Here is a 22,367-nt window from a genome sequence, read left to right on the forward strand (position 1 = left end):
GAATCAAATTGAATGGCATAGTAAGCCGCTGAAAAGTGGCGCTTATGGTGTTTCGTTTGCGTTGCTAAGACCATACACGCCGAGCATCGTTGGAATCACCACATCGGTGGAGTAATTGAGTTCGATGGTTTGCTGGGCGTGATACTTGATTTGCGAGCGTTTGGCTTCCGAGAGGGAGAACCAGGAGCCTAGAATGGTGATCATCTCTTCTCTTGATGACGCGATCCAGCCGTTGCTACCGGTATCGATGACGCTGGGGAGCTCTCCAAGTTCAAAGCTTACCACCGGAATACCTCGTGACATGGCTTCGAGAGCCGCCATTGGAAGTCCTTCATAGCGAGAGGTGATCAGTAATAAGTCGACATTTTGCCATACGCTATTCATGTCGGACTGGTGGCCGTGGAAATGGACATTGTCAGAGGCCATCTCTTTCAATAGCGATTCCATTGGACCCGAGCCATAGATATCAAAAGTATGGTTTGGAAAGTGAGTGGCCATCTCAATAAAGGTATCCGGTCCTTTCTCTTCACTTAATCTACCGACAAAGGCTACGTTGCGCGCGGAGAGTGAGACGAGAGAGGCTTTCGGGACGAAGTTTTTAACCAGTATGCTGTTATATGGAAGCTTAGACTGGATAGTGCGACTGACGCAGATCCGCTGCTCACTAAGGAACGCACTGAATCTATCGAGAGCATCATAAAATTTGACGCGACCTTTTGGCGTTTCGCCAGCGTGAAAGCTAGAGACAATACGGATTGAGTCGGTGTAGCCAAGAAGGCGGGTGACTCGCGCTAAGAGGCTGCCTTTGTAACCATGAGTGTGAATGACGGCAGGGCGTTGGTTGTGCGCAGCGCTAGATATGGCCTCTTTTAGACGTAGAAGTGGGTGGATGTTGGGATAGTCACGGCTTAGTGTCATCGTCGCGATTGAACACTGGTTCAGCGCAGTTTCAAGCGGCGGCGTCGGATGGTATTCGTTAGAAAAAACCACTTTCACCTGGCAGTTATGGGCTAGTAATCCTTTGGCCAGTTCCAAGACATGGGTCTCTATGCCGCCAAATGAGCGGCTATCGAGCAGCAACCAAATCATCGGGTTAAGAGGCACTGTCTTCGGCTTCCCAAGCTTGTTTCTTACGATAGACGGTGGATGGGCTGAGTTCCAATAGAACCGCTGCATTAAGCACATTGCCATCGCAATAATCGATCGCTTGTTGAATGGCTTCGCGCTCTATTTGCCACATAGGGCGAATGGTCACTGATTGGCCGCTTGTTGACTCCATCGATACTGATGGAGGTGGATTGACATTGTCCGTGGGCATCGACGATGCGGGAAGTTCTGGCGTCACTTCAGCGCCCGTAATGGTGGGAGAATGAGTTTCCTGTACGACCGATAGCACGCTTTTAGACACAGGTGTTGCGGGAGATGTTGTGGTTGTGGATGCCATTACTTCGGGTGGTAAATGGGGAACACCAAGTGATTTCTCATCATTAAGCACCACGATATTGCGGATGATATTCTGCAACTGACGCACGTTACCAGGCCAAGTATAACGCTTTAGGTAGCGTTGAGCGTCTTTAGAGATGGTTTCAAATCGGCGTCCATCTTGTTTAGAGTAGATCCGCAGAAAGTGCTCAGCAAGTGTGACAATGTCACGGTCGCGCTCGCGAAGTGGTGGCATGTGGATGGGGACAACGTGCACTCGATAGTAGAGATCTTCTCTAAAGCGACCTTCTTGTACCTCTAACAGTGGGTCGCGGTTGGTTGCGCAGATAATACGGACATCCACTTTTTGTTCCTTCGTGGCGCCAAGTGGAGTAAAGGTGCCGGTTTGCAGAAAACGCAGCAGCTTTTTCTGCATCTCTAAGTCCATTTCACACAATTCGTCGAGGAATAGTGTGCCGCCATCGGCAAGAGACGCAGCCCCTTTTCGGTCGGTCGCTGCACCAGTAAACGCCCCTTTAACATGGCCAAACACTTCACTTTCCATCAAGTCTTTGGGGATCGCGCCGCAGTTGATGGCAATAAAGGCGTTGTCTTTTCGGTTACTTTCATTGTGAATGGCATTGGCACAGACTTCTTTACCGGTACCACTTTCGCCAATAATGAACACACTGGCATTGGTGTTTGACACCGCATCAATGACTTTGTATACCCCCTGCATCGGGATGCTCGCACCGATAAAGTCATGAAAACGCTCGCGATCCATTTTTTGCTGAATATCGTCCAGCATGGTTTCGAGTTCAGCCTGTTTAAGGTGGATTTGAATGGAGGTTTTGAGTCTGTCGGCGCGGATTGGTTTTTCTAGAAAGTCTTTAGCGCCTTTTTGTATCAGCTTAACGGCGGTATCTACGCTGCCGTGTGCGGTGACAACGACAACGGGAATGCTGATGTTTTTCTCCTCAAGCCATTCCAAAATGTCTTCGCCTTGCATGTCGGGAAGCTGAAGGTCGAGGATAATAAGAGAAGGGATCGTGCGTTCAAGTATGCGCTTTGCTTCACCGCCCGTTGCGGCATGAAGCAGGTCAAACGGCTCATTCTTTAAGTATTGCTTGTAGAGAACGGCGAGAGAAGACGAGTCCTCTACCAAGAGTACCTTGGGTGTCATACTTACAATCCTTTGCTTTATTCGACGTTGTTCTTTTAATGATAGTACAGATTGTCAATTTGCAACAAAGTATCGCCTGTTAAGGTACTGAATAATAACAATTTGACAAGGAACCTCTCAAAATGAGGACTTAAATCGATTGAGATAGGAAGCGGTTGTTGCGAACTTTGGTTTTCATCCAGTTGGTTACACGATTGGGTAGCCAGCTCAAGCGATCGATTTCTCGACAGATCTCGCTGGCAAGCGAAGGTTGATCTCGATAGTTGAGCACGGAACCAAGCAGCTGAACGGACGTGGCGTCGTTCAAAATTTGTGTCGCTTCTGTCACCTGATTGGTCATAGTGACGCCGCTAAGCACCACTAAAAAGGTACCGTCGCAGGCATTAGCTACCACTTGAGCAGGTATGTTGTTTTGATTGACGTTGAGAATGGGGGAAGTATCAAACACGACTCGGTCATATTCTTCCAACCAACGCTCTGTCTGCTTGCGAAGTTGGATTGGGTCTTTAAACCGCAAACGTGTTTTCGGGTCGCTCGGCACACTGACACCCAAAAACACTTTGGGAGACGAGGAATCACTGTCTTGCTCCTGAAGCAATTGACTAGCGGTATCAGTGTTGTCCGAAGGCATATCAAAATCGAGGGGTACTAAACTCGGTCGAAACATATTTAAGTCGACGAGCAGCGTTTTGTAGCCAGCCAAGAGATAACGTTCGGTCAGCGCTTTTGCTAGTGTTGTCGTACCTTCGCCACTATTACAAGCGGTCAGGCAAATTGAGCGGCACTGCTTTAACTCAGCATTTAGATACAGCTCTTCAATCTCAGCATGAGTGGCAGGTATCGTCATCACAGAGCTCCGATAATAGCAATGGTCGAAACGATTCGGAAAATATCGGTGAGACCCAATCGTGCTTGTTCAGCAAAGCTGTTGCGGCGATCGGGTACATAAACGGTATCGCCAGCGCGAAGTACAGGTAGCATTCGAATGTCTGCTGTTTTACTAAACTCAACCAAATCAAATGAGCGAGCCTGTCCTTGGCAGCAGGACATATTGACGATACTTATTTTGCTGATGTAAGCACGCTCATCCGGGCCGCCAGCTTCGGCTAGAATATCCAAAATGGTCATGTTGTCATTAAACACATAGCGGCCTGGGCTTTTCACTGCGCCAAGTACTCGAACCGTTTTTTCTTTTGGTGTATCAAGCCAGTTTTTGTTTTTCTCCGGGACATAGATAGTATCCCCCGGTTTCACTAGCGGTAGAATGGACTCATCACCTGTTTCAAAGTAAGTCGACAAATTGAGCCTACTGACTTTTGCATAAGGTTTGTCACGATGTGTGACACGAATGTTGTGAATGTCGGCGTCTTTGGTTGGTCCATCTGCAGCTGAGAGAATGTCTAGGAAATGCATCTCATTGGTAAAGCGATAGCGTCCAGGCGCATTGACTTGACCAAATACGTAAATGGACGCATCAGAGCTCTGTCTTACCCATTGCGCTTTGTTGTCTGACGGATCTTGCGGAAGATCGTGTACCCTTACTACCGCGCCCGCGCCAATAAAAGGCAGCTCAGATTGTGGTGCGCCTTTTTTAATGAACTCATCGAGGTTAAACACCACGGTTTTTCCGCCGTTTGCCACTTCGATTTTAGAGGTATCTGCACGCCCCTTAGGGCCACCAACGTGCGCCAGCAAATCCATCAAATCCATTTCATCTGACCATTCGATACGGCCGGGCCTGACGACTTCGCCAATGACATTCACTGCGCGGTCAGGTGAGATTTTTAACCATGACTTTTCATTGATATCTGTCTTCTCAGGTACAAAAATCGCGTCACCAGCTTCGATAAGTGGCGCTTGAGCTGTGCTTAAGCCTTCGGTATAAGCGGTCATATCAAAAGGTATGATTGAACCGTCAGATTTAATCACTCGCATCTGACGAGATTCGGCAAAACGCGTTGGACCGCCGGCATTGGCGAGTATATCCATAAATGTCGCGCCGGGCTTACCCTCGAACGCACCGGGTGCAGCCACTTCACCCATAACATAAACGGTGTTCGAGCCGGATTTGATTTCTTCTTCTTGTTTAGGAACAAATATGGTTGCACCCGGCTGCAATGGTGGCAGTAGTGAGGTATCACCACTGTCTAAGTAGCGTTTTAAGTTGAATAGAATAGGGGAGTTATTACTGATAACGCGAATTTGCTCGACGCTGGCATAACGCGTAACTCCCCCTGCGCGCATGAGTACATCGACAAGGTCGGTATTGGCTTTGTAAGAAAATGAGCCTGGTGCATTGACCTCACCAAACACCTTGATCGCTTGGCGAGAATCGGCGCTGTCACCAGAGTCAGCGAGCTTTGCCGCATCAAACTCTTGCTCAACATTACCGACAAGCGGCGAAGCTGGTACAAAGAGAATATCTAAGGACTCCAAAGCGGGTAAGTCGCGGTCATCTCCAGTATCAAGGAACTGTTTGTAATCAAACTCACTGCGCTCTGCGCCTCTTCGGTGAATCATTTTATTGAGTTGAGCCCCGGCTCTTAGGCCGCCAGCGGCTTGTAGCGCCATTTGTACATTCGAGTTGTAAGGGATGGTGTATTCGCCAGGCGCCTCAACGTAACCCTGCACGGAAATCAGGATCTGACGCTGGGCGATGAATACTTTGACGTTGCTGGTATCGCGAAAGATAGTGCCAAGGGCATCAACCACAACAGACTCGAGCTGGGTTTCATCAAACCCTGCAACGAAGACTTGTCCCACTTCAGGAAGATTAATGCGACCGCGTTTGTCGACTTGAAACGCTCGGTTAAGGCTAGACTCGCCGGGCAGATCAACTTGGATGAGGTCACCAACTTGGACATTTTTTTCGTCGGCGAGTGCAGGAGGGCTGAACACAACTACGAACATTGCTAATAACAGTGTTGCTAGGGTATTGAGAAGCTTCATCATTGTGCTCCTTTGTCAGCAGCTCCATGTCCAGTACGGCTACTTTCTGTGGCGCTATAACTTTCTGTAGCGCTATAGTTATCAGCAATGACATCAACGCTTACGCGGCGGTTGGTGAGCATGACGCCCGGTGTGTTTCCCTCATATAAGGGCAACTCTTCGCCTAAGGAGTGTGTGTCGATGCGATTTGGTGCTAATCCAAAGATGGTTAGGTAACGTTTTACCTGTTGCGCGCGTCCTTTGGCGATTCGCTCGTTGTATTCTTTCGTTCCGGTCGCATCTGCGTGGCCCGTGACCGACAATCGAATGTTCGGGTACTGTTTTAAAATGTTCGCTGCCTCGGCTAAGTGCCCCATGTACTTGGGGTTCACTTCTATAGAGTCATAGGCAAACTGATTGTCGACATTTAAAAGGTTGTAGATGCGTCTTACTACCGACATTTGGTCATCAAATGCCGCCCCTTTTGCTGGTGGCGCGCAGGTTGCTTGGCTCAATACGTAGTCTAGTCGTAGCTCTAGGTCGTTCAATTTTTTTCGCTGAATAACGATGTCGTTGGCGGCGTCAATCCAGAGTCCTCCCTCAAGCTCTCGTGCGATGCGGTTTTGCTTCTCCTGAGCTTGCAATACTGCAGCGGGAAAGCACCATTGAGCACCTTCTTGTATTAGCGAATCTAAGTGGAGTTTGGTCAGCTTCCAATCGAAGCGTAGCCCATGCTCTGGGCCGAGTGGTTCGTCTGGCATGACAGGTGAAAAATCGGAGCCTACATATTGTTCGGCAATGCCTCCGGTTCCATCATCAGGATAACTGGTACATGCAACCAGAAGACTTGCCAAAATACAGGTTAATGCTTGTTTTATACCCGTGTTTACTTCCATGTAGTGACCACCTATTTTGCCAACTTTATAGTCTAATATTTTGAGGCTATAAGTACTCGTTACTGGCGTGAGTATTGACTGGAATCGCCTGACCAATTCGAAGTAACTTTATGATTTGCAGGGGCTGTCCTGTGACATTTTCCAGACGCATTTTTCGTTCACGTTCAACGAGTCGCTTATACAAATAAACAATAGCACCGATGCCAGAAGAATCCATAAAGCGCACTTGCTCAAGGTCTATTTCTACTTCTTGGTGACCATCATTGTGAATGATGTCATCAATTTGTGCTTGAGCAGATCGACTTCCACGTGCGTCGAAATCGCCTAAGACTTTTACTTGAAGGGTATGGGGGGTGGTTTCAGCTCTAAGTAGTTCCATGATGTTGTCCTCGTCCTTAATGGCCAAAGTATTTCTACACTGAAAGGGTTGCATGGAGTGTGCCAAGATTTTTAGTTGTTATATTTCAATGTCTTAATCTGTTATGGGGTGTGTTTTTTTTATAATGAGGATAGGATTCTCAATTTGATAATTCAATTTGCAGATGAGGTGGGGCGTTAGAGGCGTTGCGTAGTGGTAGAGAAGAGGGCGGTAACCAAACCAAAAGTGGAGCTAGGGAATCAGCTCTACCACTGAGTAAGTGGCAGAGCGATATGGTTAGTAAATAATGGCTGACTTCACCATGGCTTTAAAACGGCGAATACTCGGGTAGGTGATAAAGGTCTGTACGTGCTTTGCGGTGCGATGTAGATAACCCTTGTGCTGTGAAGCGTATTCACAATAAGCGTCCATCAAACGTTCATCGACAAACCTCTTGGCCTTCGAGCACTGTGCTTGAGCGAAGGCTACGTGGCGTTCGGCGATGATCTTCATCGCTTCAATGCGTTTTGGTACATTGGAAGAGACGCTGCCTTGGCGCATTAAGTAATGCATGCGGATTTCATTAGTAAAGGCGACGTCACCCACTTCACTCAGTTTAAGCCACAAATCCCAATCGCTGGCACTCGGCAGTTCGCAGTCAAACCCGTGCACTTGCAGGTAAGCGTCACGTCGACACATCACGGATGAAGTACCAACAATGTTTTCCTTAAATAGCATGGCAGTGGCGTTATTGAGTAGCTGATAGTTTTTGGTGTCAGGTTGCGATTCAATATGACGTTGAAACTCTGGCCAGTACTGGAAGCAAGGAATGATAAATTCGTTTGCTTCATTAATGTGTTCATAATTGGTGAAACTCAACACACAATCAGGATAGTTATTCATAAACGCCACTTGCTCGGCAAGTTTGCTGTGGGTCCACAAATCATCGGCGTCTAAAAATGCAATCCATTCCCCTTTTGCCTGTTTGACGCCAAGGTTACGCGCTGCACCTGGCCCTGTGCGTTCACTTAAAATGAGTGAGATATGGGGATAGGTATTGCTTAGGTCAGTAAGGTATTCACGCGAACCGTCTGTCGAACCATCATCAATAAACAGGATCTCATAGTCAACATAGGTTTGTTGCTCGATGCTTTTCAAACATTGAGGCAGGTACGCCAAACAGTTGTAGTTTGGAATGACAATACTGACGGATGGGTTTGAATGTGAAGTCATGTTGGAATTCCTTATAAACGTTTAGCGAGTGTTTGCGCGAGGATGGATTTGCCGCCCTGCGTAGTCTGTGGACGCCAGTTTTGCGCCAGCCAAAGGCTAAATAAGACGGTTTGTATCAACCAACCAACAAGCAGATAAAGCGGCGATAGCTGATTGAGAGCGATGAAGCTTATGACCAAGAGCAAATGAATAATGAGTTGCGAGTAACGATGTTTAAGTGCTAGACGCTGTTGGCTGGCTCGGTCAAAAAGCAAGGCGCGCAGAGCGTAAAGCATCACAAATGCCATAACAACGCCTTGGATGCCGACTAATAAACTGGCTAACGTGAACAGTCCGAGTGCTGCAATGGCCATAATGCTGTTGATCTTAAGGACGACTTTGGGCTGTTTTTCTATGTAGCATCCCGTGGTCAATGTGTGAGAAATCTGCTTAAAGGCGATACCTAGTGCCAACCATGGGATCCATTGAGAGGCCTCGTGATAGCGAACAGGGAACCAGTGTTCAATGATCACCGGTGCGATCAGTGCAACGCTCATCGCGAACCAAATGGTGCTGTGACAGATGGTTTCGGCGATGCGAACAGTTTTCGCCTTGCCATTTTGCTCATTGAGTATCTGAAAACGTTTAGGGAACCACCACAAGGTGAGCGGCTCGCAGAGAAACGCGATAATCAGAGCAAACTGCATCGCGATGGCATATTGAGCCAACGTGTCCAGGCCGACAGTTGCCGCTAATATCCAGCGCTCAGCGCCTGCTGCGACAAATAATAGTGAGCCAGAGAATATAAGCGGTAGGCCATAGTGTCTCATTTGCTTGGCTATTTGGGCATCCCAGTTAAAACGCAGGGCGCGACGTTGTTTGATTAATAACAGCGCAGCGAGGTAAAGCGAGGAAATGAAGCCAGATAGCAGAACGCCAGTGAGCCCGAGGCCGTATTGCAAAAATACAAAGGTGAGCACTGCTTGAATGACCGCCTTGCTACTGGTAAGTAAGAAAAACAACCGAGCGTTATCAATAAGGCGTAACCAAGTAAGCGGCATATTGATGGCGCAGCTGACAATGAGAGTCAATGTGACCAAGACATAATCGGCCGTGCTTATTTCTGTCCACGTGGAGAGTACAAATACACCAATTGGAAGTGCGGCAATCAGTGCCCAAGCTGCAATGATGAGTTGCTGAAGGGTCGCAGTGGTATTGAGGACATCAAACGCGTTGCCTTTGGCGTCTCCGGCTTGTTTATAGAGTGCCTCGATTAAACCAAAACCAAGGATGATGCCCCCAACGTTTAACACCGAAAGCCAGAGGTCAAGTTGACCATAGTCGGTGGTAGACAATGCCCCCGCGACAATGGGGAGCATGATGAAAGACACCCCTTTCATTAACACTAGGCCAGCAGCATAGTAGAGCGATTGTTGGATGGCGCGGTTCATAATGTCGCCTCTTCAAAGCAGTAGCTACCTTCGATAGCGGTGGCCAGCTTTTTGGCTGAGGTGCGTGCACTGTAAAGGCGAGTGACGCGAGTACGTGCCTTTTCAAGCTGCGCCATTCGCTGCTGCGTACTCATTGAATAAGTACTGACAATAGCGGCAGCTAAGCTTTGTGGGTCGTTTGGAGGTACCAGCAGCCCTGTTCCATTTACAATCATTTCTTTACATCCCATAAAGTTGCTGCAAATGACGGGTAGCCCCAGAGCCATTGCTTCCTTGACGACCACTGGGCCCGTATCTCTATCACCATCACGCGCTTCGCAAAAGGGCGTACAGAGTGCTAGGTAGTGAGCTGCATTGTCGATGATCCACTCAGAAGGGCGGCTGCCAAGAAAGTGAACTTGGTTGTGTATGCCCAATTGGATAGCCAACGCGATGAGCAGTGATTTTTGCTCACCATCCCCCACCAGATCTAACATTGGCCGCTCGTCGTCAGGAAGTAAGGCGATGGCTTGGAGCAGATCAACTAATCCCTTTTTCTCTGTTAAGCGGCCAACAAAAAGCAGACGACCATTATGCTGGCGGCGAGGGTGGAAGGGGTAACGGCTAAGCTCAATACCGCATTCAACGATATGAACGCGATGGTTTGGGGCAAGCTCTAGGAATTGATCGCACATGTCTTCGCAAACGCAGACGGAAAAGTCAGAAGATTCGAGTTTGAGCGCCAGATCAGCCGGACGAGCGTATACATCGTAGCCATGGCCAACAAAGGAAACCTGGCAACCAGACAGTTTACTCGCGGCAATGGCTGTCGCCGCCGTATGGAGGGCAAAATGAGCATGGAGGTGATCACACTTATGGGCAAGGGTGATTTGTGCCAGCTGTCCCGCGCTACGTATCAGTGATTTTTTCGGTAAGCCATTTTGGCGCAGGATAAACGACAGTGCTTTTACGCTTCTTAGCGGGTTTCGTAGCCAAATGGCGATAGCACGCAAATTGTTGACAGTAGAAAGTGCTACGGCTTTATCAAGCAGTGGTTTGTCTACAGGCTGACCGCCTTCGTAATTAATATTAAAGGCAAAAGGTTTGACTTGATAGCCTAACGCTTCCATGGCGCGTATCTCTGTACCGACGAAGGTTTCCGAAAGAACTGGAAAATCACTGAGTACATAACCTAACGTTTTCATTGTGCTCTCCTATGCGCCGGTGATGGATTGAATTGCGTTGAGGGGCATCGCCTGTGACCATACTGCGCTAAAACCTAGTGTTGGTAAGTGTTGCTGAACTCGCTGCCAAGATTGATCGTCTTTGATGCTGTTGAGACAGTTCATTTGGCGTAAGCTGCGCTCCAGCGTAGCTCTGGATAAGTGTTTTGCCAGCTCACTGTAGTTGTACATAGGGGTGTTGTTTTTGCCCCAATTCTCCATACCTAATCGGCTGGTCAAAGCTGGGTAACGGTAGCTTAGGGGTAAGCCTTGGCTAAGGGGCTGATCCGTTTTATCCCAGCGAATGTTGGCCAGTTTTGGCGATAAAGCTTGAATTGCTTTTCTGTGGAAACGACTCGCCAGTTTGTAGCGCACTGGTAAATGGGCAATTTGATAAAGTGCATCTTTATTTAGAAATGGGTGGCTGCGAAGATAGTGTGAGTCCAACATTTGTTGGCCACAGGCTACGAATCTAACCACTCGGTTTTGTAGATAGAAATTGTCCAAAAAGCGCGCGGCTGTGTCGAAATGCTGAGCGTGACGCTCAATGATCTGTTTGAGGTCGTTGAGCATTGGTTCTCTATATTGCGGCGCATAATTAAAGAACGGCGTTGCTGATTTTGAATACTCTTCGCGGATATAGCGCTTAGCGCGATCCATTAGCGATGCATGACCGAGAATGCCTTGACCAAATACGCTAAACCCTGGAAATCCACGATCATAATAGAACGCTCGAGCAACTTCGGCGCCAGTACCAGTAAGAAGCATGCGCCCTGAAGTTTGTGACAGCAGTGATGAGTCAAGTATAGAGTGAGCGTGGTGCAAGGGGACTTCTCCATTGCCTAAATCTGCCACGCGCTGAATGGTGCTCGGATCGGTTGGTGTGGCGGATTCGTTGCCGGTGATCAAACGTAGTTCCGCACACTCGGCAAGTGCTTTAGCAATTTGGTGGTCACTAGAAAGAGGTGAGCCATATGTTAGCGTAGTGGGTTTCTTACCTAGAGCGGTTGCAGCGGAGAGAATGAGTCGAGAGTCGAGGCCGCCACTAAGTGACACTATTGGGTCGCTATCATTGTTAAATGCTTCTCGAACGGCTTCAACAAAGGCTTCCAGCGCATCATCAAAGCGGGTGACGTCATTGCCGAGAATAGGGGAGTCTTGACGCGATTCGACCTGATTGTGTTGTGGGTCGAGTATTATTTTTGTTTGTCCATTCAGGCAACGTACGTCTTCCCATAGTGTCTGCTCATCGAATAACTGACCAAAAGCCACCAAAGTACGTTGGGCGCTGGGGTTTTTTTCTTGGTGTTGGGTATGGGTGCTGAGCGCTTGGCGACTGGTATATAGCGACGTATTGTGTTCATGCTCGCCAAGCCAAATGGGAAACAAACCCAGGCGATCCGTGCAACCTTGTACACTTCGAAGTTCATTATCTATTACAATCCAACTGCGGCCCCAATAGGATTGAATACGCTCTAAGCTCACATCAGCGATAATGTCCGCATCGCTTGAGCTACAGGCCGGGTCACCCCAACAAATGACGGTTTTGCATCCCAGTTCCCACACCGTCGCACTGTTTACGTCGTTATCATTGGCGGTGTTGCTAACCGTGATTGTCTGGCTCGTCGTTTTAGGAATTGTAATGAGATAATGTGCCATAACCTTGCCTCAGAGTTGGGTTGATACTCTTTCACTGCAACAGGCATGCCTAATTTAAAAGTCTAATCAATACAGTGGGTTAAAGGTTAAATGAAAATGAGAGAATGGCTTTTTTCATTTTGACAATCAATTTTGGATTGAGAAATAATAAAGACAAAGGCTGTAAGAGAAGATAAAAAAAGAGAGTCAAAAACTGACTCTCTTTTTAATGATACTAACGATGAGTGAAACGCTAGAAGTAGTGGATGTGGGGATTAAGCGCGTGCACGTCGCTTTGGAGCACCTTTGCCGTTGGCTTTTCCACTAGGCTTACCGCCCGGCCTTTGTTGGCCATTTGGCTTATTCGCGTGTGGTTTACCACCGTTGCCTTGCTTGTTAGCACCTTGGCCGCCTTGACTACCGCCTGTCGGACGCTGGCCTGGCTTTTTACGGCGCTGACCGTCAGTGCGAATATCCGGCTGTCCTTTAGTGTGTTTGGTGGCAAATCGATTCGCACCGTGACGGCCGGATTTTCGGCGCTGTGCTGGCGTGCGAGAGTCTATGTCTTCAGCAGGAACTAAGCAGCTTGGCTTGTCACCAATTAGGTACTGTTTGCCCATACTGATTAGGGCTTCGCGGATCATTGGCCAGTTATCTGGATCATGATAGCGTAGCAAAGCTTTATGCAAGCGGCGCTGACGTTCCCCTTTTGCAACGGGTAAGTCTTCGCGCTTTTTATATTTGACGCGCTTAAGCGGGTTCGTTTCTGAGTAATACATCGAAGTGGCATTACACATTGGAGATGGATAGAAGTTCTGAACTTGGTCACACTCGAAGTTGTTCTTTTTCAGCCACAATGCCAAGTTCAGCATGTCTTCATCTTCTGTTCCTGGGTGAGCAGAAATGAAATACGGGATCAGATATTGCTTCTTACCTGCTTCAGCGCTGTATTTTTCAAACATTTCTTTGAAGCGGTCATAGGTGCCCATACCCGGCTTCATCATCAGATCCAGCGGCCCCTTTTCAGTGTGCTCTGGAGCAATTTTAAGGTAGCCACCCACGTGATGAGTGACGAGCTCACGTACGTATTCAGGGGACTCAATCGCTAGGTCATAGCGCACACCAGAAGCGATCATCACTTTTTTCACACCGTCGACTTTACGCGCGGCACGATACAGATCAATGGTGTGTTTGTGGTCTGTGTTGAGTTTGTTACAGATGCCAGGGAACACGCAAGAAGGACGTCGGCAGTTCGCTTCTGCTTTTGGATCCGAGCAGCCTAAGCGATACATGTTAGCTGTTGGACCACCCAAATCAGAGATGGTGCCTGTAAAGCCCGGTACTTTGTCGCGGATCTCTTCCAGCTCACTAATGATGGACTCTTGGGAGCGGTTTTGAATAATTCGTCCTTCGTGTTCCGTGATCGAGCAGAATGAACAACCACCAAAGCAGCCGCGCATGATATTAACCGAGGTTTTGATCATGTCGTAGGCAGGGATCTTGGCTTTACCATATTTAGGATGAGGTACACGCGCGTATGGCAGGCCAAACACGTAATCCATCTCTTCTGTGGTGAGCGGGATCGGTGCCTGGTTTACCCAAAGCTCACGGTTACCATGACGCTGAATCAGTGCGCGGCCCGAGTATGGGTTGGTCTCAAGGTGCATCACGCGGCTGGCATGAGCGTAAAGAATACGGTCATTGTTGAGCTTCTCGAATGGTGGCAAGCGCACAGCCGTCGAGGCAGCATCATGACGAGATGGGCGAATGTTAATCGGCTTCGCTTCAGCTTCAGTCTCTGACTTGTTGGTGTCGCAGTTTGATTCCACCTTATATGGGTTTTGTGGCACGAATGCCTTACCTGGTTTCTCAATACGCGATGAGTCAATGATGGTGTATTGCTCTGGCTCTGCCGCTAAGTTAACGGCTGTGCCACGAATATTGGTCATGTTAGCGACGCTTTCACCATCAGCCAGACGGTGTGCGACCTCTACGAGTGCACGCTCGGCGTTACCAAACAGTAGGATGTCTGCTTTGGCATCAAATAGAACTGAGCGGCGAACTTTATCTGACCAATAATCGTAGTGAGCAATACGGCGCAGGCTGGCTTCGATACCACCTAGAACGATAGGGGTTTCTTTGTAGGCTTCTCGACAGCGCTGTGAATAGACAAGCGTTGCACGATCAGGGCGCTTACCACCTTCATTGTTTGGGGTATAGGCATCATCGTGACGCAGTTTTTTGTCTGCCGTGTAGCGGTTGATCATCGAATCCATGTTACCGGCGGTAATGCCAAAGAACAGGTTCGGCTTACCCAGTTTCATGAAGTCGTTTTTGTTGCTCCACTCAGGCTGAGCAATAATACCGACGCGAAACCCTTGTGCTTCTAGCAGACGACCTATGATTGCCATGCCAAAACTAGGGTGATCCACATACGCATCCCCCGTGACAATGATGATGTCACAGCTATCCCATCCAAGGGCGTCCATCTCTTTTCTGCTGGTGGGCAAAAAAGGAGCAACACCAAAGCATTCCGCCCAGTATTTCTTGTGCTCGTGGATTGGGGTAATGTCGTTGTGCATATTTTAACCTCTAGTTTTGAAGGCGGGCATTATATACTTCAATCCCAGTGACTTCAAAGCCCAAACAAAGTGTGGGTATAGCCAAGTAAACGCGCTTAAGGGAGTACTAAAGGTTATCTGGGCTTATCATGAGTCAATGGCAATCCTCTTCAAGCTGATATATCATCAGCGCCAATGTTTTTTGCTTTGACCTCATACCCATGATTACCGCTGTTTTGACTTTACTTGCACCGGCGCTGGCCGTTGCCATGCTCGTGCTTACTCTCATTTTAGCAAAAGGCGATATTTGCCCAGGGCAAAGGGGGCGTATTCATAAGCTAATTCCGGCCATCGGTATACTTTGGCTCGCGATTGCCTCGCTGAGAATTGAAGCCTTTTTGGTCGTATTTTCGCTGTTTTATTTCTATTCCAAAGTTCAAACAGGTAAAACCCGCGAAAAAGGGCCTTTTTGGGCGCTGCACTTGGCCAATGGTATGGCAAGTACCTTTTCACTGATTCTGGTCGCTCAACAGCCTAACTTAGCTCAGTCGCTTTCGTTGGCCTGTGCCGGTTTATTGTTGGGTGCGGTATTCGCTCATCTACTTCTGACTATCGCTAAAACGCGACTTCAAGCCTTCCATCGAATTCTACCTGTATCGGGAGTCGTGTTTGCCATGTTACTGGCACTGAGCTTTGTGTTTAATGCTTATCAGTGGGATCAAAAAATAGTCGCGGAATATACGCCTGCGGTAATAATTTCACTGTTCATGCTTATGCTGGGAGTGGTGATTTGGAGTTGGCACATTATTCGCCACCAAACACCAGCTAAAGGTCAGCTTGCCGTGGCATTTTTAAGCTTGTTGGTGACGAATGTCGGTTTGTTACAGCTCTACTGGCTTGCCTGATTTGCCACGCGAGTCACTTTCTATTCTGTAAATTAGAGCTAGTCTTTAAAGGCTAGCTTTTTTTATGGAGTACGATTATGGATCTAAGTAATGTCAGCGGCTTTGATAGTATTATTTTGCTTGGTATCGTAAACGAAAAATTGCGTTTAGAGTGTGACTCGTTTGATGAGTTGGTGAGCATGTATGAAATGGACGTCGAAGGCGTCGTGGGTAAGTTGGATATGCTTGGCTACCAGTACGACCCTCTTACCAATCAGTTTAAGTCGTACGAACGCTGAATCGACAGCCATAGAAAAAGGTCGCACATAGCGACCTTTTTTGTCTTTAACCTCTAGCCACAGCACTTTTTGTGTTTTTTACCGCTGCCACAAGGACAGGGATCATTACGGCCAACTTTTACTGACTCGGCGGTAAGCGGCTTAGGTGGAATACTGTCATCGATTTCACCATCGACGTAAAACCATTGCCCTTGTTCAAACAGAAAGCGTGAACGCTCCGCCAGACAATATTCAAAGCCGTTGTCCTTAAGGAAAGCTCGAAAGCTTACGTAGCCCTCGTTTTCATGGCTGCCACTTTCGCTGCTCAACACTTCGAGCTTGAGCCAGTCGCTGTTAATAGAATCCGCAATGGCATCGCGCTCGTTTTCGGCGTGACAACTTGGATGGTAGGTCGCCACCACAAAGTCCACGTTTTTAGTTAAGTGAGCGCTGTAACGAGCGCGCATTAGCTGCTCGGGACGTGTTGCTAACGTCACGTCTTGGTGAATGGGTTGGCAGCATGTTTCATAGCTATGATCACTGCCGCAATAGCATGGTTTCATGTTTGATCTTAGATTTGATGTTCAGTTGCTCAAATGTGAGCGTGATATTCAGACTCGATGGCCAGTAGGTCTTCAGTCCACTTAATCGCGGCATCATAGTACTTAGCGAGCTTCTCGTCACTGATTTCCAGCTTATCACGATAGGCGATAACTGAGGTCCAATCCGCACTTTCGTAGGCTTTGACTAATGAAAGTATGTTGCCAAGTGTCCCTTGCTTTGTGACGAGTGCTGATTTCACCATATGGTCTATCGGCATTTTCTCGACCAGCTCTTCCAGAGGCTGGTCAAACAAGGAGTCAAGTAGTGAGAACATACCGGTCAGGAAGCCAAGGCCTTCATCAAGATTGGTATTCATGTCACTTAACAGCAATTCACAAAAACGAGCTCGTTGAATCGATAAGCTATAGAGACTGTCTGGCTTGTCATCCTGAGTTGAGGTAATGGCCACGAGTGAGATGAATTTGCGTAATCGCTCTTCACCCAGATATACCAAAGCTTGTTTGAACGATTTGATCTCTGAGCGGATCAGGTAAGAGGCGTTCACAAACGTAAGCAGTTTATAGGACAAAGTGACGTCGAGAGAGATCAGTCGCTCCAGTTCGTCGTAATTGATGTCTTGGTTGGCAATCTCTTTACACAGTTGGACCACAGTCAAAAAAGACGGCTTGATTTGCTTACGGCGGATCAATTGTGGGCGGCTAAAGAAGTAACCTTGAAACTGATCAAAACCAACTTGCTTGGCAAGCTCGAACTCATCATAAGTTTCAACCTTCTCGGCTAAGAAAGTAATGTTGTGTGGTCTTAGTCTTTCGATCAGCGCCTTCGCCTTGGTTAGGGAGTACTGGCGAATATCAATTTTGATGATCGATGTGTAAGGCAAGAAGGGGAGCCATTCTTTGCGTGGCACAAAGTCATCCAAAGCGATGGTGTAACCCGCTTGCGACATTTTTTTGATAGCAGAGAGTAATTCAGCGGTTGGCTCGCAACTTTCTAAGATCTCGATGACTAAGTTTTCTTTTGGAAACAGCGTCGGAACCAAGTTCACCAAGCTTTGGTAAGGAAAGTTAACAAAGCCTAGTTTATCGCCTATCGTACTGTAATGTGTTGCAAGAAAATGCTCAGACAGCAGTCGGTTGGTTGCCAGTTCTGGGTCGATATCTGGAAAGGTGTTGTTAGGCCCATCCCGAAATAGCAGCTCATAGCCAACAGTTTTTTGTTCGCTATCCAATATCGGTTGTCTAGCGATGTACGAGTATTTCAAATTTTGCATTGTTATCTCAAAAACGTTGACTCATAGTAACGTTTAATTACTTTCTTTGACTATGAAACTATTGGAATTTCGAGGGGTAGTTCATGGTTTGTTGAAAAAACGAGCCTCTAAGCGCTGCGATCCTGGTTTACACACCAAAACGGAACCTTGTTGGTACCAATCTCCCAATACAATTCGTGTTGCAGGCTTGCCTTCAACCATGAATTGATGTGTGTTAGGACGATGTGTATGGCCATGGATCATAAGATCAGTGTTGGTTTCGCGCAACAACGCTTTCACTTCACCTTGATTTACGTCCATGATGTCCAGCGACTTACTTGATTTCACCTCACGAATATCGCCCTGGATTTTATTTGCAATACGGCGTCTTGTAAAGAAGGGGAGGCGATTGAATAGCCACTGTAACCATGGCAGGTGCACTTTGGCACGAAACTTCTGGTAGCGAACATCGTCGGTACACAGAGTATCTCCATGCAATATCACCGCTCTTCTTCCATATAGGTCGATGACGGTGTGCTCATCAAGCAGAGTGACGCCGGTTGCTTTGCAAAAACGTTGGCCAAGCAAAAAATCACGATTACCCTGGATAAAGTAGGTTTTGACGCCATGTTGGGTCAAGGTCAGGAACTCTTGCTGGATCTGGGCTGCGAATGGAGAAGGGTCGTCGTCGCCAATCCAAAATTCAAACAGGTCACCCAAGACATACACGGCGTCGGCGTGAACCGCTTCTTCGCGCATGAACTTAACAAAGCAATCCGTTGTTTGGGGTAACTGAGGGGAAAGGTGTAAGTCAGAAATGAATAGTGTTGTCATAATATACAGCAAGGGAGGGCAAGCCCTCCCTTTTAACGATTACTCGTGAATCGTAGAACCAGTGATGATCACTTCTTCTAGAGGTACGTCTTGGTGCATACCCATAGAACCTGTGCTCACACCTTTGATTTTGTTAACGATGTCCATGCCTTCAACAACTTCAGCAAATACACAGTAACCCCAACCGTCTAGGCTCTCAGAGCGGAAATCTAGGAACGTGTTGTCGTTTACGTTGATGAAGAACTGAGAGCTCGCAGAATGCGGTTCCATAGTACGTGCCATAGCCAAAGTACCTACTTTGTTGCTTAGGCCGTTGTTTGCTTCGTTTTTGATTGGTGCACGAGTCGCCTTCTCTTTAAGGCCAGATGTCATGCCACCACCTTGGATCATGAAACCGTCGATAACACGGTGGAATAGCGTGTTGTCGTAGAAACCATCGCGGCAGTATTGTAGGAAGTTTGCACTTGTTTCTGGTGCTTTTTCTTCATTCAATTGGATTTTGATGTCGCCGAAATTAGTGTGAAGGGTGATCATGATGAATACCTATTCCATTTTTCTATTTTGAAGCCATGATTCTAGCCTAACTCCCTGTACAAGCAATAGCAGAAAGCGGGATATCTGCAATAAAAGGAACGCTTTTTGTACAACGGATGCCGTTAGCTGCAAAAACTGCCGCAAAAAGCCGAGATTTCTTCGCTTATTGGCTCCATTCTGTGAAGCTTTATGGTTATAATCGCCGATACATTTCAAACGTAATAGTTCAGATAGAGATCATGTTAAAAATATACAACACACTGACACGACAAAAAGAGGAATTCAAACCTATCCATGCAGGCAAAGTCGGCATGTATGTCTGTGGGGTCACTATTTACGATCTCTGTCACATTGGTCACGGTCGTACTTTTGTTTCATTCGATGTGGTATCTCGTTACCTTCGTTACGTCGGCTATGACCTAACATTTGTACGTAACATCACCGATATCGATGACAAAATCATCAAGCGCGCGAACGAAAATGGCGAGTCTTGTGAGTCGTTAACCGAGCGCCTAATTGGTGAAATGCACGCAGACTTCGACGCACTAAACATGAAGCGTCCTGACATTGAACCGCGTGCGACAGAATTTATCGCAGAGATCATTGCTTTGGTTGAGAAGCTAATCGAGCGTGGCTTTGCTTATGTGGCCGATAACGGCGACGTGATGTTCGAAGTGGGTAAATTTGACGAATACGGCAAGCTATCTAAGCAAGATCTTGACCAGCTACAAGCGGGTGCTCGCGTTGACGTAGAAAGCGCGAAACGTAGCCCACTTGATTTCGTACTTTGGAAAATGTCTAAGCCGGGTGAACCTACATGGGAATCGCCATGGGGCGCAGGTCGTCCAGGTTGGCACATTGAGTGTTCTGCAATGAACTCATCGATCCTTGGCGACCATTTTGATATTCATGGCGGCGGTTCGGATCTTCAGTTCCCACACCACGAGAATGAGATTGCTCAGTCTTGCTGCGCACACGACACTCAGTATGTAAACACGTGGATGCACAGTGGCATGGTGATGGTAGACAAAGAAAAAATGTCTAAGTCACTAGGTAACTTCTTTACTATCCGAGACGTTCTTGGTCATTACGATGCAGAAACGGTTCGTTACTTCCTAATGTCGGGCCACTACCGTAGCCAGCTTAACTACAGTGAAGACAACCTAAACCAAGCACGTTCAGCTCTTGAGCGTCTATACACGTCACTACGTGGTTTGGATGTCAACGCTGAGCCTACGGGCGGTGAAGACTATGTGACTCGCTTTACGACAGCGATGAATGATGACTTCAATACCCCAGAAGCGTACTCAGTGCTGTTTGACATGGCGCGTGAAATTAACCGTCTGAAGACTGTTGATATGGCAGAAGCGAGCCAGCTTGGTGCGCTAATGCGTGAATTGGCCGATATCATTGGTATTTTGCATCAAGATCCAGAAGCGTTCCTCAAAGGTGACGCGGGTGATGATGACGAAGTGGCGGAAATCGAAGCGCTGATCAAGCTTCGTAACGACTCTCGTGCATCGAAAGATTGGGCGAATGCTGATTTGGCACGCGATAAGCTGAACGAGCTGGGCATCATCTTAGAAGATGGTCCAGAAGGCACGACGTGGCGTCGTAAATAACCGTTTTGATAGCCCTAGCTTGCTAGGGCTTCTTTTTAGTTTCTAATTTGGTGATACGTTTTGGCTCAGATGTACTTCTATTACTCAGCAATGAATGCGGGTAAATCGACGACTCTTCTTCAATCTTCTTTTAACTATCAAGAACGTGGTATGACGCCACTCATCTATACCGCGGCATTGGATGACCGTTATGGTGTCGGTAAAGTGAGTTCGCGCATTGGTTTACAGTCAGAAGCCCAGTTGTTTCGTCCGGACACTAACTTGTTCGATGAGATTGCTGCGATTAATGCCGAAACACCAAGGCACTGTATCCTTATCGACGAATGCCAGTTCTTATCCAAGCAGCAGGTGTACCAGTTAACCGAAGTTGTCGACAAGTTGAATATCCCTGTGCTGTGTTATGGCTTGCGTACCGACTTCTTGGGCGAACTTTTTGAAGGCAGTAAGCACCTTTTAGCCTGGGCTGACAAACTGGTCGAACTCAAGACTATCTGCCACTGTGGCCGAAAAGCCAATATGGTTATCCGTACCGATGAACACGGCAATGCGATTGCTGAGGGTGACCAAGTGTCTATTGGTGGCAATGACAAATATGTGTCTGTTTGTCGCCAGCACTATAAAGAGGCACTTGGTAAGTAACCCAAGTCACTCAATAGATAGGAAAGGGAGCCACATAGTCTATGTGGCTCCCTTTTTTCATGGAAGACTTATAGTGCGTCGAGCGTAGATTGATATTTAAAGTGATAGCCAAGACTTTGCAGCTTATCACTGGAGATGGTTTTATCTGGCGTAGAGTTGACTAGATTCAATGACGTATCAAGGCCAGCCGCACGCAGCGCAGCGCGATAAAACGTCACCTTGTCGCAGGATGTAGGAGTGGTCGCGTTGACGACACTCGCGCTGATGTTCTCAAGCGCAAACAGCACGGAACCAATAGCATCGTCGAGGTGGAGCATGTTGGCAGTGGCTTGGTCGCTGACACTTTTTAGCTTCGAAGCAAAACGTGATGGGTGACGATTGGGGCCAAATAAGCCGCTACAGCGCACGATGACGTAGTCTAGCGTGGAGTTTCGGACATATTCTTCCGCTGTTAACATGATAATGGCCTTCGCACTAAAATCGTCGCGTCCTTTGGCAATGGGCAGGCGAGCCATGTCTTCGGTCATCAGTTCAGCTCTGTCTGGATACACTGAGGTGGAACTGACCATAATGATTTTGCTGACATCCGCTGCCTTGGCGAGCTGGCAAAGCGTATCCCATTGAGAAGCGTAGAGTGCACCGCCACCGGTGCGAAAACCGGGCGGGAAGCAGCCAATCAGCGTATTGGCATTCAACCCTCTTAGGTGGTCTAGGGTAGCGAGCTTTTTATCGTCATTGGTAAGCTCGGCCAAATCGAGCACAAAGCCGTCGATACCATGATGAGCGAGCTCGCTGACTCCTTGCTCCGTAGTACGAGTAGCGGTGACACGGTAGTCTTTGTTGTTGAGCGCTTTTGCTAGGGGTAAACCAAGCCAACCAGCGCCAACGATGACGACATTATTTTGGTTCATG

At 47.7% G+C, this 22,367-nt stretch carries 20 protein-coding genes; 4 read left to right on the forward strand and 16 right to left on the reverse strand.

Features of this window, described 5'->3' with window-relative positions:
- Positions 1–42: 42 nt before the first annotated feature.
- The 11 genes from AAA946_RS05805 to AAA946_RS05855 all read right to left on the reverse strand — a co-directional run bounded on the left by AAA946_RS05805 (position 43) and on the right by AAA946_RS05855 (position 14,872).
- The gene (locus AAA946_RS05805) at positions 43–1,104 is read right to left on the reverse strand and encodes a glycosyltransferase family 4 protein (RefSeq protein ID WP_338164012.1); all 1,062 of its coding nucleotides are present in this window, start codon (positions 1,102–1,104) and stop codon (positions 43–45) included.
- Positions 1,094–2,605 (reverse strand): sigma-54-dependent transcriptional regulator, encoded by a 1,512-nt coding sequence (locus AAA946_RS05810; RefSeq protein WP_338164013.1) that lies wholly within the window; start codon positions 2,603–2,605, stop codon positions 1,094–1,096. The genes AAA946_RS05805 and AAA946_RS05810 overlap by 11 nt, the downstream gene beginning before the upstream one ends.
- A gap of 130 nt (positions 2,606–2,735) precedes the next feature.
- A complete protein-coding gene (locus AAA946_RS05815; RefSeq protein WP_338164014.1) occupies positions 2,736–3,452 on the reverse strand; it encodes a chromosome partitioning protein ParA in 717 nt (238 codons plus the stop codon).
- Positions 3,452–5,515: an SLBB domain-containing protein gene (locus AAA946_RS05820; protein WP_445206094.1), complete on the reverse strand. Its 2,064-nt coding sequence runs from the start codon at positions 5,513–5,515 to the stop codon at positions 3,452–3,454. Before AAA946_RS05820 ends, AAA946_RS05815 begins: the two co-directional genes overlap by 1 nt.
- 38 nt (positions 5,516–5,553) lie before the next feature.
- Complete coding sequence (locus AAA946_RS05825; RefSeq protein WP_338164016.1) at positions 5,554–6,429, reverse strand: OmpA family protein; 876 nt, start codon at positions 6,427–6,429, stop codon at positions 5,554–5,556.
- Between the two features lie 46 nt (positions 6,430–6,475).
- The gene (locus tag AAA946_RS05830) at positions 6,476–6,808 is read right to left on the reverse strand and encodes an STAS domain-containing protein (RefSeq protein ID WP_338164017.1); all 333 of its coding nucleotides are present in this window, start codon (positions 6,806–6,808) and stop codon (positions 6,476–6,478) included.
- Positions 6,809–7,084: 276 nt separating this feature from the next.
- Complete coding sequence (locus tag AAA946_RS05835) at positions 7,085–8,020, reverse strand: glycosyltransferase family 2 protein (RefSeq protein WP_338164018.1); 936 nt, start codon at positions 8,018–8,020, stop codon at positions 7,085–7,087.
- Positions 8,021–8,031: 11 nt separating this feature from the next.
- Positions 8,032–9,450: a lipopolysaccharide biosynthesis protein gene (locus AAA946_RS05840; protein ID WP_338164019.1), complete on the reverse strand. Its 1,419-nt coding sequence runs from the start codon at positions 9,448–9,450 to the stop codon at positions 8,032–8,034.
- On the reverse strand, positions 9,447–10,634 hold the full coding sequence (locus AAA946_RS05845) for a glycosyltransferase (RefSeq protein ID WP_338164020.1): 1,188 nt from the start codon (positions 10,632–10,634) through the stop codon (positions 9,447–9,449). Before AAA946_RS05845 ends, AAA946_RS05840 begins: the two co-directional genes overlap by 4 nt.
- 9 nt (positions 10,635–10,643) lie before the next feature.
- The gene (locus AAA946_RS05850) at positions 10,644–12,311 is read right to left on the reverse strand and encodes an asparagine synthase-related protein (RefSeq protein WP_338164021.1); all 1,668 of its coding nucleotides are present in this window, start codon (positions 12,309–12,311) and stop codon (positions 10,644–10,646) included.
- Positions 12,312–12,565: 254 nt separating this feature from the next.
- A complete protein-coding gene (locus AAA946_RS05855; RefSeq protein WP_338164022.1) occupies positions 12,566–14,872 on the reverse strand; it encodes a YgiQ family radical SAM protein in 2,307 nt (768 codons plus the stop codon).
- 200 nt (positions 14,873–15,072) lie between these two features.
- Between AAA946_RS05855 and AAA946_RS05860 the strand changes: the two genes are divergently transcribed.
- On the forward strand, positions 15,073–15,756 hold the full coding sequence (locus AAA946_RS05860) for a hypothetical protein (RefSeq protein WP_338164023.1): 684 nt from the start codon (positions 15,073–15,075) through the stop codon (positions 15,754–15,756).
- Positions 15,757–15,833: 77 nt separating this feature from the next.
- Positions 15,834–16,034, forward strand: a complete 201-nt coding sequence (locus AAA946_RS05865) for a DUF4250 domain-containing protein (protein ID WP_338164024.1) — start codon at positions 15,834–15,836, stop codon at positions 16,032–16,034.
- A 53-nt stretch (positions 16,035–16,087) separates the two neighbouring features.
- Here the strand turns inward: AAA946_RS05865 and AAA946_RS05870 are convergent, their stop codons facing one another.
- From AAA946_RS05870 to AAA946_RS05885, 4 genes are all read right to left on the reverse strand, one after another.
- A complete protein-coding gene (locus AAA946_RS05870; protein WP_338164025.1) occupies positions 16,088–16,576 on the reverse strand; it encodes a YchJ family metal-binding protein in 489 nt (162 codons plus the stop codon).
- A gap of 29 nt (positions 16,577–16,605) precedes the next feature.
- On the reverse strand, positions 16,606–17,838 hold the full coding sequence (locus AAA946_RS05875) for an EAL and HDOD domain-containing protein (RefSeq protein WP_338165777.1): 1,233 nt from the start codon (positions 17,836–17,838) through the stop codon (positions 16,606–16,608).
- 90 nt (positions 17,839–17,928) lie between these two features.
- Positions 17,929–18,660, reverse strand: a complete 732-nt coding sequence (gene lpxH, locus AAA946_RS05880; protein ID WP_338164026.1) for a UDP-2,3-diacylglucosamine diphosphatase — start codon at positions 18,658–18,660, stop codon at positions 17,929–17,931.
- Positions 18,661–18,699: 39 nt separating this feature from the next.
- Complete coding sequence (locus tag AAA946_RS05885) at positions 18,700–19,194, reverse strand: peptidylprolyl isomerase (protein ID WP_042474457.1); 495 nt, start codon at positions 19,192–19,194, stop codon at positions 18,700–18,702.
- Positions 19,195–19,433: 239 nt separating this feature from the next.
- Between AAA946_RS05885 and cysS the strand changes: the two genes are divergently transcribed.
- Both cysS and AAA946_RS05895 read left to right on the forward strand, forming a co-directional pair.
- Positions 19,434–20,816 carry a cysteine--tRNA ligase gene (gene cysS / locus AAA946_RS05890; protein ID WP_338164027.1) on the forward strand — a complete coding sequence of 461 codons (1,383 nt, stop codon included), beginning with the start codon at positions 19,434–19,436 and terminating at the stop codon, positions 20,814–20,816.
- Between the two features lie 60 nt (positions 20,817–20,876).
- Entirely contained in the window at positions 20,877–21,455 is a 579-nt protein-coding gene (locus tag AAA946_RS05895; RefSeq protein WP_338164028.1) for a thymidine kinase, read from the forward strand.
- 68 nt (positions 21,456–21,523) lie between these two features.
- Here the strand turns inward: AAA946_RS05895 and AAA946_RS05900 are convergent, their stop codons facing one another.
- Complete coding sequence (locus AAA946_RS05900) at positions 21,524–22,366, reverse strand: NAD-dependent epimerase/dehydratase family protein (RefSeq protein ID WP_338164029.1); 843 nt, start codon at positions 22,364–22,366, stop codon at positions 21,524–21,526.
- Position 22,367: the final 1 nt, after the last annotated feature.

The organism is Vibrio sp. 10N, from assembly GCF_036245475.1.
In the GTDB taxonomy this organism is placed as follows: domain Bacteria; phylum Pseudomonadota; class Gammaproteobacteria; order Enterobacterales; family Vibrionaceae; genus Vibrio.

Excerpts from the sequence above, each read along its gene's own strand:
- AAA946_RS05810 (WP_338164013.1), bottom strand. The coding sequence starts at position 2,605 with ATGACACCCAAGGTACTCTTGGTAGAGGACTCGTCTTCTCTCGCCGTT.
- AAA946_RS05815 (WP_338164014.1), bottom strand. The coding sequence starts at position 3,452 with ATGACGATACCTGCCACTCATGCTGAGATTGAAGAGCTGTATCTAAAT.
- AAA946_RS05820 (WP_445206094.1), bottom strand. The coding sequence starts at position 5,515 with ATGTTCGTAGTTGTGTTCAGCCCTCCTGCACTCGCCGACGAAAAAAAT.
- AAA946_RS05825 (WP_338164016.1), bottom strand. The coding sequence starts at position 6,429 with ATGGAAGTAAACACGGGTATAAAACAAGCATTAACCTGTATTTTGGCA.
- AAA946_RS05830 (WP_338164017.1), bottom strand. The coding sequence starts at position 6,808 with ATGGAACTACTTAGAGCTGAAACCACCCCCCATACCCTTCAAGTAAAA.
- AAA946_RS05835 (WP_338164018.1), bottom strand. The coding sequence starts at position 8,020 with ATGACTTCACATTCAAACCCATCCGTCAGTATTGTCATTCCAAACTAC.
- AAA946_RS05840 (WP_338164019.1), bottom strand. The coding sequence starts at position 9,450 with ATGAACCGCGCCATCCAACAATCGCTCTACTATGCTGCTGGCCTAGTG.
- AAA946_RS05845 (WP_338164020.1), bottom strand. The coding sequence starts at position 10,634 with ATGAAAACGTTAGGTTATGTACTCAGTGATTTTCCAGTTCTTTCGGAA.
- AAA946_RS05850 (WP_338164021.1), bottom strand. The coding sequence starts at position 12,311 with ATGGCACATTATCTCATTACAATTCCTAAAACGACGAGCCAGACAATC.
- AAA946_RS05855 (WP_338164022.1), bottom strand. The coding sequence starts at position 14,872 with ATGCACAACGACATTACCCCAATCCACGAGCACAAGAAATACTGGGCG.
- AAA946_RS05860 (WP_338164023.1), top strand. The coding sequence starts at position 15,073 with ATGATTACCGCTGTTTTGACTTTACTTGCACCGGCGCTGGCCGTTGCC.
- AAA946_RS05865 (WP_338164024.1), top strand. The coding sequence starts at position 15,834 with ATGGATCTAAGTAATGTCAGCGGCTTTGATAGTATTATTTTGCTTGGT.
- AAA946_RS05870 (WP_338164025.1), bottom strand. The coding sequence starts at position 16,576 with ATGAAACCATGCTATTGCGGCAGTGATCATAGCTATGAAACATGCTGC.
- lpxH (WP_338164026.1), bottom strand. The coding sequence starts at position 18,660 with ATGACAACACTATTCATTTCTGACTTACACCTTTCCCCTCAGTTACCC.
- AAA946_RS05885 (WP_042474457.1), bottom strand. The coding sequence starts at position 19,194 with ATGATCACCCTTCACACTAATTTCGGCGACATCAAAATCCAATTGAAT.
- cysS (WP_338164027.1), top strand. The coding sequence starts at position 19,434 with ATGTTAAAAATATACAACACACTGACACGACAAAAAGAGGAATTCAAA.
- AAA946_RS05900 (WP_338164029.1), bottom strand. The coding sequence starts at position 22,366 with ATGAACCAAAATAATGTCGTCATCGTTGGCGCTGGTTGGCTTGGTTTA.